Here is a 13522-nt window from a genome sequence, read left to right as displayed (position 1 = left end):
TAGGGGCTGTTTTTTGTGTATAATAAAGACAAAGAAACGTTTGGGTTCGGTTCCTTTCCGTGGATATCTTTTCTCTTGACGGGAAAACACAGGAAGTGCCTCTAGAAAAGTGAACCTTAATAAAAGAAGGAGTGGGGAGTAGATGGGAAAAAACTATTTCACGGAAGAACAAGTCGCAGAGCTCAACTTGAATTCCAATGTACAAAAGGTTTCCACCAAAGCGATCACCTATACAGAAGCATTCCGTCAGTGGTTCTACCAGGAATACCAAGGCGGAAAAATGCCTTCAATCATCTTTCAAGAAGCAGGCTTTGATACAAACGTTCTGGGGAAACAACGCATTCAAAATTTTTCGAAACGAACAAAGAATATGGCGCAACGTTTAGAAGGATTTACGGACCTCCGTGCGCAAAATACGGGAAGACCTCGGAACAAAGAACATACGACCGAACAAGAACTGGATTACTTACGTCACAAAGTTGCTTTACAGGAACAACAAATTGATGCGCTAAAAAAAACGAATTTTATCAATCGCCAAGCGGCACGAGCGACACCCAAGCGAAATTCCAACTCATCCAAACCCTGATTGCGCGGGACCATAATTTATTGAATATCACTTGGTTATGCGAAATTGCCCAAGTGTCAAGATCAGGATTTTATGCATGGCGGCATCGAGCAGAAAAGCGCGCCCAACGAGAGGCCCAAGACCAGGTCGATTTTGAATTGATCTTAGAAGCTTACAATTATCGTGGCTTTCAAAAAGGCTCTCGGAGTATTTATATGCGTTTACTTCACACAGGAACACGAATGAACCGGAAAAAAATCCAACGATTAATGCAAAAATACCGTTTGTTTTGTCCGATTCGTAAAGCCAACCCTTATCGGAAAATGGCGAAAGCCAAGAAAGAAAATACGATTCTTCCCAACGTATTAAACCGACAATTTAAGGCAACAGGACCCAAAACGGTCTTACTTACCGATGTGACGTACCTGTTTTATGGTCGCCAACAAAAAGCCTATTTATCCACGATCAAAGACGCGTACACACACCAAATTCTTGCTTATGCCCTTAGCCCTTCTTTAGAAGAAGATTTTATATTAGAAACCATTCATCGATTGTATAAGGACCATGCGTTGCCTAAAAATTTTCACGCCTTGATCCATTCCGACCAAGGCGTGCACTATACGAATCTTCAATTTCAAACCTTGGTACACAGCCAACAGCTTCGTCAATCGATGTCGCGACGGGGCAATTGTTGGGACAATGCCCCGCAAGAATCCTTTTTCGGCCATATGAAAGATGAAATCCAGGATTTAGCTGGGATCGATTCTTATGCGCAAGTCCAGTCAATCATCGACGATTATATGGATTACTATAATCACGAACGGTATCAATGGGCCTTGGCGAAGTGTGCGCCCCATCAATATGAACAATACCTTAAAACGGGCATTCACCCTCTTCAAACACTGAATCAGAAGTAAGCAGGGCATGCATTGCCTCTAGCTCATTGCTTACTTCTTGGGCATATTTATTTAACAGTTCTAGGAAGGCTTCTTTGCGATAGATTGCGCTCACATCCAGATTGGGGCCGTAAAATAAGACATACAAGAAAAATTCGCGTTCAAACGTCGGATCCACCGTCCCTTTTTGTAGAAAAGGAAGAAGGTGGTCGATTAAATCTTGTTCGTCTCGCAACTGGGCTCTCACGGTTTGATAAGCCCTAAAGTAGTTCCTTTGTTCTTCTAAGGTTAAGGATTCGAAATAGTTCACCATAAACCCTGGATAGTTCCCTCTTTCATGTTCTTTCCTGAATAGCGCAAAATCCAAACGATCGCTGTTTCTAACATCTTTCTTATCTAATACCATCTGATTTCTGGAAGACAAAAGCACGCTCTCTAAGTTTTGAGAGCGTGCTTTATGCTTTGTCCCCGCTCCTCCTTACTTCCTTATCCTAAGGAAGTTGCAAGAGAAGTATAGGGGTTTTTTTCATATCGTCCTTGACATAGGGTCCACTTTAGACCGCTTCTTTAAATAGAGGCGGTCTTTTTGTCGTTGATATGCAGTGTGTTAAAATACAATAAAGCACGATATAAGTTCGGATGACAAAGCAATGAGTCAGATTGTTATACAAAGATAGTTAAGGCAGAACAAAGTTTCTCGGAATATATTTAAAAACCAATTATTGATAAATCGACAAACAATGGAAAGGAGGGAGAATGGAATGGAACAAGTAAAAAAAGAACTTACCCTTTTGTTACTATACTTAAATGCTTGGGAAGAGAAAATTGGTCCTTACTCTTCATTAAATAGTTGGAAGGGCTATGACTTTGATGATTTAAATGAATTAACAGATGAAGAATTTATTTCTGGAAAGAAACGGAATAAATCAATTACATTTACTAAAGAAGGCATTGAAGAAGCTAAGCGTCTTTTGGAAAAGTATGTAGGTAATGCGTAATAGATAAATGAGCGAGCGTAAGGGATAAGTTAGTTGCTTTACTCAAGAATTAACTTATTAACAAAAGAAAACGGGTCTTTGAACTGTAATCAGGTAAAACAAAAAAGTTTCCAAAATTGCTAAATAAACAGTGTATTTTCTGGTGAAGGTATGGATAATATGGCTTGAAAAAAACACTGAGCTAGTGTGGAATAATTCTTGAAGCCCTTATGTTTCAAACGTTGACATCAGCGTAAATAAAGGTTATATTGAGGACGAGGAAAATCAAATAACCTGTTAGGTGAGGTTACTATACAGAGGAACGCTACTGCCCGGAAATATCGAAAGATACCAACGTGGTTAACAGAAATGTCCGATCTAAGGAGTTTTTAACGTAGCTGGGATAAATCCCTAGGCTGTATTGAGCCAAAACTCAACGAAGAGGTGTGCTTTGCAAACGGATATATAGCAATGTAAACACGCTCTTAGTAGCGTGTTTTTTGTTATGCACATATTTTAGTATGAAAGTAGTATTTAGTGAAGTACATAATATTGAGATTGGCTACAAATAGCGCTTTTGTTGTAACTTGTTCTTAACACAGAAGGAGGAACGAAGATGGAAGAACTTAAGTTAGATAAAGACCAATATTATGAAGCAATCTATCGTGCAGCGAAGGAAAATGATGGCAAATCATTTCGTAAATTGTTTTTACGTTTGCATGACCGAGATCAGCATGAGGTATTTCATTTATTATATCCTGATAAAAAACAAAAAATAGCTAATTTCTTAAGTCCAGAAGAATTTTCAGAGTTATTTGAGTGGATGTCTATTGAAGATCAGGAATATGTCGTTAATCACTTCCCAGAGTCATTTGTAGCTAAATTATTCAATGAGATCCCAACAGACGATGTAGTGAAATTTTTAAAACAAACTCCTAATATTGATAGACGTTATCCACTGGATTTGATGGATGATAAAAAAAGAACAAGAGTAGAAGAGCTATTATCTTATCAACCGGAAACTGCCGGATCCATCATGACCAAAGAGTTTGTCTCCGTCAATCAAAGTCAAACTGCAAGTGAAGTTATTGCTTTTCTTCGTCAAATTGGCAATAGCGCAGAAACGATTTATTATATTTATGTATTAGATAACAAAGCGAACTTAGTGGGTGTGTTGTCTTTGCGCGATTTAATTTTAGCACCCGCAGATGGAATTGTTCAAAATGCTATGTCTAATCAAGTAGCTACTGTTCCGGTTGATATGGACCAAGAAGAAGTTGCACGGGTTATTCAAAACTATGATTTATTAGCTGTGCCTGTAGTTGATGATGGCGATATGCTAGGTATTGTTACTGTTGATGATGTGATGGATATTTTGGAAAGTGAGGTTACAGAAGATTTTAGAGACTTCGCTGCTATCCGTCGCAATGATGGTAATGAGTCTAAAGCTAAAGAAGAAGGCGCTATTCAAACCGCTAAAGAACGTGCCCCTTGGATTATTGTCTTGATTTTTTTAGGAATGATTACGGGCGGATTAATCAGTTTTTTTGAAGAAACGCTCGAATCTGTGGTATTGCTTGCAGCATTTATCCCCATGATTATGGATACCGCTGGAAATGTAGGTACTCAATCGTTAGCTGTTTCAGTGCGTAATTTAAATGTTGAAAAAGATGAAAAACACAGTCTTTGGCAAACAGTCAAAAAGGAATTTGGTTCAGGTATATTAATAGGGATTGCTGCCGCAATTGCACTTTTTCTCGTAGCCGTAGTATTTTACCAAAATACAATTTTAGCATTTATTGTTAGTATTTCCGTACTATTAACCATCTCTTTTTCTACGGTAGTAGGTGCTGTTATCCCGGCCATTGCTGTTAAATTAAATATAGACCCGGCAGTAGCTAGCGGGCCTTTCATTACAACAATCAACGATGCATTAGGTTTAATGATTTATTTTAGTATTGCAACTAGTTTGCTACACGTCCTTTAATTATTTCATTAATTGTGTAAAAAAAGACCATATCCCTCTCTAGTACCCTGTTATCTGCGGAAAACATTGGGAAAAAGAGGGATATGATTTTTTTAATTTTCATAAAAATTTTCTTTTAATTGATAAAGCTTCGATGGACGTCCCACTCCAGAAGGACGTTCACCCACTTCATCCAAAAAGCCCATCAAGCTCTTTTTGAAATTCGAATGGTCAATGGTGTGATAATCGATGCCCCAAAATTTAGCAAAAACTTTGCGTGCTTCCGTAATGGTAAAAGATTCGCCTAGAACTTGAAGAACTTGCGGTTCGTGGGTCATTTTATTGGTGATACGGTTAAATGCTTTGATAATAATTTGACTATGGTCAAATGCTAATGTGTCCTCACCTAAAGATTCTTGGGTCTGCAGGTCAAGAATGATTTCTACTTCTCCACTTGTCAGGTAAAGCTGGTTACCCTTTCGCTCCAAAGAAAACCAGCGTGCTTGATTTGCATCATCGCCTGCTGAAAGGACAGCCTCGCCGATAAAAGCTAAGTAACTGACTGTGATGACCCAGCCGCGCGGATCCCGGTCAGGTGTGCTAAAAGTATGCAATTGTTCGATATTTTTAGCGGAAATTGTGACGCCGGTTTCTTCTTTTGTTTCGCGAATAACACTATCACCGGTGGATTCATTAGGTGTAATAAAACCACCTGGTAAAGCCCAAGAATTACGGTAAGGATGCCCGCGACGCTGAATTAAAAGGACCTTGATTTGGTCCGTTTCTTTGTTATAACACAGCAAAACCATATCCACTGTGACTGAAGGCTTTTGATAGGTTGGACGTTCCTGTTTTTTGTACCATTCTAAAAATTCTTGTTCACTTGCGATGTGTTGATAATAATGTTTTTCTTCTTTTTTAGAAGAGAATTTCATAACTTTCCCTCACTTTGATAAACATACTATATACAGTATGTTACGCTGATTTCGTTCGTATTGTAGCATACTTTTTAAAAATACAACTCTAATGAAAAACAAAAATCATAACCAAATTAAAGAAAAATAAAAGTAAATAAAAAAGTGCGAGCTTTCTATTTTTTTGTACTTGTCGCAATCCCATCCAAAATATGGCAAGTAAAAACAACAACCGTACAATCAGAGTGGTAATTAAAAAGAATGAAAGCCAATTTTGGACATTCATAAAAGCATAAATCTGAGTATAAAAATTACAAAATAAAGTATGCAAAATAGTAAGTATAAAAAAGATAGCGATGGATCGTTTTTGTTTTTTTGTCATAAGTACTCCTTAAAAAATTTTGACTAGCTTTATTATAGCAAAAGTTGGTTTTAACTCAAAAAAATACTCTCAATGGTAAGAAAATAACAAATTAGCATTGAAAAAAATGGAACAGGTCAAGTAAAATTATGTTATACTAGCAAAAGTATGATTTCGTTCTTTAAAGGAGGAACATTTACCCATGGCGGAAAAAGATACATTTTATATTACTACGCCGATTTATTATCCTAGTGGTAAATTACATATCGGAAATTCCTATACAACGATCGCCTGTGATGCGATGGCTCGTTATAAACGATTGATGGGTTTTGACGTATTTTATTTGACCGGTGTAGATGAGCATGGACAAAAAATTGAAAATAAAGCAGAAGAATTAGGAGTAGCGCCGCAAGAATATGTAGATAAAATGGCGGCAGACATCAAAAAGTTATGGAAGACTTTAGGCATTAGTTACGATAAATTTATTCGTACAACTGATGATTATCATCAAAAAGCCGTTCGAAAGATCTTTCAACAATTACTAGACCAAGGGGATATTTATCTAGGCCAATATGAAGGATGGTACTCTGTTTCAGATGAAGAATTTTTCACTGAAAAACAATTGGCTGAAGTTTATCGTGATGAACAAGGCAATGTTACCGGAGGACAAGCTCCTAGTGGCCATGAAGTTGAATTGGTCCAAGAAGAGTCTTATTTTTTCCGGATGAGTAAGTATGCGGATCGTTTGGTAGAGTATTATGAAGAACATCCGGATTTTATTCGTCCAGAGTCACGAAAAAACGAAATGTTAAGAAACTTTATCGAACCTGGCTTAGAAGATTTGGCTGTTTCAAGGACCACCTTTAATTGGGGAATCTCAATAGATGCAAATCCTGAACATGTGGTTTATGTCTGGATTGATGCCTTATCAAACTATATCACTGCTTTAGGTTATGGTTCAGATGATGAAACGAATTTCGAAAAATTTTGGCCAGCTGACGTACATATGGTAGGTAAAGAAATTGTGCGTTTCCATACGATTTATTGGCCGATTATGTTGATGGCTTTGGATCTTCCTTTGCCAAAACAAATTTTTGCTCATGGCTGGTTGCTGATGAAAGACGGAAAAATGTCTAAATCAAAAGGTAACGTTGTTTACCCGGAAATTCTAGTAGAGCGTTACGGTTTGGATTCCTTACGTTACTATCTTCTGCGTTCAATGCCTTTTGGTAGTGATGGTGTTTTTACTCCCGAAGATTTCGTTTCGCGGATCAATTATGATTTAGCAAATGACTTGGGTAATTTATTGAATCGAACGATCGCAATGGTCAATAAATATTGTGAGGGCGTTGTTCCAGACTACGCTTCTAAAGTGACACCTTATGACAGTGAACTGTCTACCACAGCGGCTAATGTGGTAGGGCGCTATCGTGAAGCCATGGATAAAATGGAATTTAGTACTGCGCTTTCTGAAATATGGGTTTTGATTTCTCGGGCGAATAAATATATCGACGAAACTGAACCGTGGAAATTAGCCAAAGAAGAGGACAAAGCAGCAGAATTAAATAGCGTTATGGTACATTTAGCTGAAAGTCTACGGATCACAGCGATTCTGTTACAACCAATTATGATCGAAACTTCTACCAAAATTTTCAAACAATTAGGGCTGGATGAAGAGCCTAAGGAATTACAAGAATTACGTTTTGGCGAGTTTCCTCATGATACCAAAGTAGTTAGCAAAGGCTCGCCGATTTTCCCACGTTTAGATGCAGAAACAGAAGTGGCCTATATTCAAAACAAAATGGCAGAAGGTACGCAAAGTAACGACGAATCGGTCAAATGGGATCCTGAAGAAACTGAACTAGTTTCTGAGAAAAATAAACAAATCAAATATGATGACTTTGACAAAGTTGAATTAAAAGTGGCTGAAGTCATTGATTGTAAAAAAGTTGAAGGCGCCGACAAATTGTTGCAATTCCGTTTAGCTTGTGGAGACAATCAGGACCGTCAAATCCTATCGGGAATAGCAGAGTTTTATCCCGATCCAAACGCCTTAATTGGTACTAAGGTGGTGGTTGTTGCCAACTTAAAACCACGAAAAATGCGTGGACAAATTAGTCAAGGGATGATCCTTTCAGCAGAAGATCAAGAAACCGGTAAATTAAAAATAGTTGAAGCGCCTAAAGGAATGCCTAATGGTGCGATTATTGCTTAAAAATGGCTCTTTGTCAACTGGTGTTGGTAAAGAAAACTCGATAAATAAAGGAAGCAGTTAGGCGCTATGGTCTAGCTGCTTTTTTTAGTTTGTATAGGTAAGGGTCCGGGTTGGAAATACTTTCCTCGGTATAAAAAGATCCGTTGCCGAAAGTTCTCAAAGCTATGGAAACCATAAGCGACTCGTTTTAGGACTTTAATATGATTATTTAAACCTTCTAAAGGACCATTAGAGTAAGGCACCGTTAAAGCCAGCCGGATCTCTTGTCGATACTTGCGAAAGGTCTTGACTACGGGCTGAAACGGGTCAGGAAGCTGAGACAAATCGGTTTTTAATAATTGATCCAAACGTTCGATATCTTGCTTATGAAATGCAGAAAGGAACGATTGATAGATTTTATAGCCTTGTCTAAGCGTGGAATGATAACTTAATAAGCGGTCGACAATCTCTTGCTCGGTTAAATGATCCCGAAAACTAGGCCGCCAATATCGTTTTTTGTAATCCAGTGCCCAAGCTTTTTTCTGTAGAAGTTTCCAATATTTTTTGAGGTGCTTATATTCTTTTTGCCGACGGTTAAAGGTGTTCATCACTTGTTTCCGTTGTTGTTGGAAAGCTCGCCCAATATGTTGGCTCATATGGAAACGATCAATGACTAACTGCGCATTAGGAAAAAGGGCTTTAACTAAGGAAGCATACGGACTGTAAAAATCCGAAACGACATAGTGCACCTTGGCTCTTTCCTCTCTAGGATAACGAGCGAAAAAGGCTTCTAAATGAGGCAGTTGTCGATTAGCGACAATCTCTAAGAGTTGCCGCGTTTTCCCATTCATCATAATAAAACTCATGGCACCAGAAACTCGTTTGACCGATTGAAATTCATCAAAACAAAGTACTTCCGGTAAGGAAGTATTGGGGTTAGCTGTTTAGGTTGAAAACTATGCAGCACACGTAAAACTGTCGTCGGCGAAACATGCTTCAACCGGGCGACCATTGACATCGACAAGGGTTGAGCTAATTTTTCTGCAATGGCGAGTTTGACGCGTCGAGCGATCGAACAATGACGGTCCGCGACACTGGTTTCGGCGATAGAAGTTTTCCCGCAAGTTTTACAACGAAAACGTTGTTTCTTCATTTTAAGTAAGGTTTTGTATTCACTCACATCGTTAAGCTGAATCGTCACTTCCTTGAATCCCCATTTCATTAAACAAGCCGTATCTTCTTCGCCACAGTGAAAACAGGCTTGTGGACGATAAGAAAGCTGACCATAAAAGACAAAACAAATGACGCCGTTAATGGCTTCTTTTTGGAAACAATCTTCTTCAAAAGTCAGATTTAAGTCTAGGATATCTAGGATTTCTTTAGTATAATGAGAGATGGACATCTTGAAACACTCCTTTGGATATTTGTTTGGTACCTTTATTCTACGGGTTTTCAAGGTGTCTGTTTTCTATTTTGCTCAGAAAATATAAAAAAACTAGTATGGGCTACAAGAAAATCATTCTTGTCTACCAACACTAGAAATTATAGAGCCTTAAAAATTAAGGAATACCATCTTGCTTTTTTTCAAGATGGTATTTTTTTAACTGATATTGAAAAGAGGGGGTAGCTTACTAAAAAGACACTTCCCATCTTTAAAGAAAAATGATGAAAATAAGCAAAAATAGGCAAAAGAGTAAAGAAGATAAGTAGTAAAAAACTAAAGTATTCCCTGGAAAGCCAGAGTTAAATAATATATATGAAAAACGTTCCCCGTAGTTTGTTCTTTTTTTTTCAAATAATCGTTTTTTAAAATTGTAAAGCTAAACAACATCTTGTATAATACTTTTATCAACAATTTTTTCATAAGGGAGTAACTAGCAGCGAGTGTGCTGCGGCAACGTCACCAACCCTGAAAGAAATTTCTGGTGTTGCCTTAATTAGTGAGACTTATGTATGTTTTTGACATACACAAGTCTATTTTTTTTAAGATAGAATTGTGTGACAAAGTTAGAGGAGGAGAACCATGCCAGAGGAAAATGAAAAAAAAGAGCAGATGTCACAAGCTTTCTATTCCCAAAATCAGGAGGAAGTGTTAAATGAACTAGACACGACTCCAGAAGGTCTTACAGATGACCAAGCCCAACAACGCTTGTCTGAGTACGGCGCCAATGAATTAGAAGAGGGAAAAAGATCGACCACCCTGCAAAAGTTTATTGCCCAATTTAAGGATTTAATGATCATTGTCTTATTAGTCGCAGCGGCAATTTCAGCCATTGTACCTAATGAAGATGGACACCGGGAATGGGTGGATGCGATCATCATTTTAGCAGTTGTTGTGATTAATGCGGTAATGGGTGTCATTCAAGAATCAAAAGCAGAACAAGCAATCGAAGCCTTGCGCGAAATGTCTACACCTGATGCGACTGTTTTACGTAATGGTCACAGAGTAACTATCAATAGTGAAGAACTTGTTCCTGGAGACATTATCCTATTAGAGGCTGGCGATGTAGTACCTGCGGATATGCGATTGATCGAGGCAAGTTCCTTGAAAATTGAGGAATCTGCTTTAACCGGTGAATCAGTCCCTGTTGAAAAGAAATTAGAGGTTCTTGAAGGAGAAGACATTGGGATTGGCGATCGTGTGAACATGGCTTATTCCAATAGTAATGTTACTTACGGTCGGGGAAAAGGAATTGTCGTAAATACGGGTATGGCAACCGAAGTGGGTAAAATTGCAGGCATGATCGCTTCTGCTGATGAAACGCAAACGCCTTTAAAACGCAATCTAAACCAGTTAGGGAAATTCTTGACTTATGCGATTATTGCAATTGCTGTTGTGATGTTCTTTGTAGGAACTGGGCTTAATGATCGTGGCTGGGTTGATATGCTGTTAACGTCAATTTCACTTGCTGTAGCAGCTATTCCTGAAGGCCTACCAGCGATTGTTACCATTATCTTAGCTTTAGGAACGCAAGTTTTATCAAAAAGAAATTCCATGATCAGGAAGTTGCCGGCAGTTGAAACGCTAGGTGCAACGGATATTATTGCTTCAGATAAAACCGGAACTTTGACTTTAAACCAAATGACGGTAGAAAAACTTTATGTTGATGATCACCAATATGCTGCTTCAGGGGACATTCCGCCAGAAAATATGGCGCTTAAGATTATGAATTTCGCCAACGACGCGCAATTTGGTAAAGACAATCAACTAATGGGAGACCCTACAGAAACAGCGCTTGTCCAATTTGGTTTGGATAAAGGGTTTGATGTCAGAGAAGAAATTAAAGTCGAACCGCGGGTAGCTGATCTTCCGTTTGATTCCGATCGAAAAATGATGAGTACCATTCATAAATTAAAAGAGGGGAAGTATTTGGTAGCTGTCAAAGGAGCGCCGGATATCTTATTAGAACGAGCGAATGAAGTTTTGATTTCAGGCGAAACCAAAGAACTTGATGAAAGCCAAAAACAAATCATTCTTGATAATAATCAAAATATGGCGCGCCAAGCTTTACGTGTATTAGGTACAGCCTATAAATATATCGATGAAGTACCGGAAACATTAGAACCAGAAGAAATTGAAAAAGATTTAACCTTTGCTGGTTTGGTGGGAATGATCGATCCGGAACGTCCAGAAGCAGAACAAGCAGTAAAAGAAGCTAAAGGCGCTGGCATTCGACCAATTATGATCACAGGAGATCACCGTGATACAGCAGAGGCGATCGCACAGCGTTTAGGTATCATTGAAAAAGGCGACGACAGTGCTGTATTGACAGGCGCACAACTGGATAAAATGTCAGATGAAGAATTTAGTCAAAATGTTGAAAAATATTCGGTTTACGCACGTGTTTCTCCTGAACATAAAGTGCGAATCGTCAGCGCTTGGCAAGAAGAAGGAAAAGTTGTCGGTATGACAGGTGATGGGGTAAATGACGCCCCAGCCTTAAAACAAGCGGATATTGGTATTGGTATGGGGATTACTGGGACCGAAGTTTCTAAAGGGGCTTCTGATATGGTGCTGGCGGATGATAACTTTGCCACTATTGTTGTGGCAGTGGAAGAAGGGCGTAAGGTCTTCTCTAATATTCAAAAAGCGATCCAATATTTGATGGCAGCCAACTTAGGTGAAGTATTGACCTTATTTATTTCCACACTGATGGCTTGGGATACTTTGCTACCTATTCATTTATTGTGGATCAACTTGGTTACCGACACCTTCCCAGCAATTGCACTAGGAATGGAACCAGCGGAACAGAATTTGATGCAACATAAACCACGTGGAAAGACATCGAACTTCTTTTCTGGCGGTGTGATGAGTAGTATTATTTACCAAGGGATTGTCGAAGCTGCTTCTGTTTTGTTTGTTTATTGGTCAGCCATTCAATGGCCGGTTCATGCTACTTACGATGCCGTCCACGAAGATGCTTTGACGATGGCATTTGCGACATTAGGTTTGATGCAGCTATTCCATGCGTTTAACGTAAAATCCATTCATCAATCCTTATTTAAAGTGGGACCTTTTAAAAATAGAGCTTTTAACTGGGCCATCTTGTTATCATTTGCGATGATGATGGTAATTATTATTGTTCCTGGTTTAAATGATATTTTTAGAGTCGCTCACTTAGACACTTACCAATGGGCGATTGTTTTAGGCGCTTCATTTGCTATTATCCCAATCGTTGAGATCGTTAAAGCGGTCCAAAGGGCGATGGGAAAAAGTTAGATAGAAAACCTCGATACTTATAAGTGTCGGGGTTTTTTTAGCAAGCGAAATAATTGTATTTATTGTTTATCGGCGCTATCATAAATGATGAAAGAGGTTTCAAAATAATTGCCCGTTGGTTAGTGCTCTGGCAAAAAAATGTTGTAGATAAATGAAAAGGAGAGGCTTCTTATGAAAAAATGGTTGTTTTATATTATACCATTAGCAGCAATGCTGACACTAACGGCATGCACGCAAAATGATGATGAGCAGACAGAGCAGAATAGTAGTACGCAAACTACGACTACTACTCAAACAACACAAAGCACATCGAGCGCGATGAGTTCGGAAACAACTGAATCACAAACAGAGCAGAGTACTTCTACTTCTTCGCAAACAGAACAAAGTACGTCACAATCAGGAGAAAGTGCTGCCTATGACCAAGATGAAATCAGTGTAACTGTGGCAGATGCTATTCAAATTTATCAAGATGAGTTACCAGACACCGATATTACTGAAATAAACTTAGATCGATCTAATGGGAAATATTACTATGAAGTTGAAGGTTTGGATGATGATACGGAATATGAAATGCGAATTGATGCCAAAACCGAAGATGCTGAAAAGCAAGAGGAAGAAACGCTTGATCCAAACGAACAAGATGGTAAAAAACGAGAACAAGATAAAGTTGATTTATCCGATCTCTTATCCATTCAAGAAGCGGCTACGATTGCTACAGATGAAGCAGGTGGCGGTAGAGCGATCGATTGGTCATTAGATAAAGAACTGAAGATTACCTATTGGGAAGTTGAAGTAGAAGATGGACAAAATGAAACAGAAGTAAAAATTAACGCTCAAACGGGTGAAGTACTTGAAACAAGAGAAGACGATTAAGTAAAATCCCTTACTTTTTAAAGTGGGGATTTTCTCTTTTCTAATGAGTAGAAAAA

Annotated in this window: 9 protein-coding genes, 1 pseudogene and 1 riboswitch; of the genes and pseudogenes, 7 read left to right on the top strand and 3 right to left on the bottom strand. The window is 38.5% G+C overall.

Annotated elements, in window-relative coordinates:
• Positions 1-142 precede the first annotated feature (142 nt).
• Together C7K43_RS07065 and C7K43_RS07060 are read left to right on the top strand one after the other, a co-directional pair.
• Positions 143-586: an HTH domain-containing protein gene (locus C7K43_RS07065; protein WP_124006227.1), complete on the top strand. Its 444-nt coding sequence runs from the start codon at positions 143-145 to the stop codon at positions 584-586.
• Positions 574-1482: an IS3 family transposase gene (locus tag C7K43_RS07060; RefSeq protein ID WP_124006226.1), complete on the top strand. Its 909-nt coding sequence runs from the start codon at positions 574-576 to the stop codon at positions 1480-1482. The genes C7K43_RS07065 and C7K43_RS07060 overlap by 13 nt, the downstream gene beginning before the upstream one ends.
• Here the strand turns inward: C7K43_RS07060 and C7K43_RS07055 are convergent.
• A complete protein-coding gene (locus C7K43_RS07055; RefSeq protein WP_124006225.1) occupies positions 1439-1885 on the bottom strand; it encodes a hypothetical protein in 447 nt (148 codons plus the stop codon). The genes C7K43_RS07060 and C7K43_RS07055 overlap by 44 nt on opposite strands.
• 337 nt (positions 1886-2222) lie before the next feature.
• On the opposite strand from C7K43_RS07055, the gene C7K43_RS07050 reads away from it, so the two are divergent.
• Both C7K43_RS07050 and mgtE read left to right on the top strand, forming a co-directional pair.
• Positions 2223-2459, top strand: a complete 237-nt coding sequence (locus C7K43_RS07050) for a DUF6429 family protein (protein WP_124006224.1) — start codon at positions 2223-2225, stop codon at positions 2457-2459.
• A gap of 265 nt (positions 2460-2724) precedes the next feature.
• Positions 2725-2890, top strand: a riboswitch (M-box (ykoK) riboswitch).
• Positions 2891-3054: 164 nt separating this feature from the next.
• Positions 3055-4425, top strand: coding sequence for a magnesium transporter (gene mgtE / locus C7K43_RS07045; protein WP_124006223.1), 1371 nt, complete (start codon positions 3055-3057; stop codon positions 4423-4425).
• Positions 4426-4517: 92 nt separating this feature from the next.
• Here the strand turns inward: mgtE and C7K43_RS07040 are convergent, their stop codons facing one another.
• The gene (locus C7K43_RS07040; RefSeq protein WP_124006222.1) at positions 4518-5339 is read right to left on the bottom strand and encodes an NUDIX hydrolase; all 822 of its coding nucleotides are present in this window, start codon (positions 5337-5339) and stop codon (positions 4518-4520) included.
• A gap of 542 nt (positions 5340-5881) precedes the next feature.
• On the opposite strand from C7K43_RS07040, the gene metG reads away from it, so the two are divergent.
• Positions 5882-7894 (top strand): methionine--tRNA ligase, encoded by a 2013-nt coding sequence (metG, locus tag C7K43_RS07035; protein ID WP_124006221.1) that lies wholly within the window; start codon positions 5882-5884, stop codon positions 7892-7894.
• Positions 7895-7965: 71 nt separating this feature from the next.
• Here metG and C7K43_RS07030 read toward each other — a convergent pair.
• Positions 7966-9275: pseudogene (locus C7K43_RS07030) on the bottom strand (ISL3 family transposase).
• A 621-nt stretch (positions 9276-9896) separates the two neighbouring features.
• Here C7K43_RS07030 and C7K43_RS07025 point away from each other — a divergent pair.
• Together C7K43_RS07025 and C7K43_RS07020 are read left to right on the top strand one after the other, a co-directional pair.
• Positions 9897-12593 carry a calcium-translocating P-type ATPase, PMCA-type gene (locus tag C7K43_RS07025; RefSeq protein ID WP_124006220.1) on the top strand — a complete coding sequence of 899 codons (2697 nt, stop codon included), beginning with the start codon at positions 9897-9899 and terminating at the stop codon, positions 12591-12593.
• Between the two features lie 171 nt (positions 12594-12764).
• Complete coding sequence (locus C7K43_RS07020; RefSeq protein WP_124006219.1) at positions 12765-13466, top strand: PepSY domain-containing protein; 702 nt, start codon at positions 12765-12767, stop codon at positions 13464-13466.
• Positions 13467-13522 lie beyond the last annotated feature (56 nt).

Origin of the sequence: Tetragenococcus koreensis (assembly GCF_003795145.1) — a bacterium.
GTDB classification, from domain to species: Bacteria; Bacillota; Bacilli; order Lactobacillales; family Enterococcaceae; genus Tetragenococcus; species Tetragenococcus koreensis.
The sequence above is the reverse complement of the archived record's forward strand: the minus strand, read 5'-3'. Positions and strand labels throughout refer to the sequence as shown.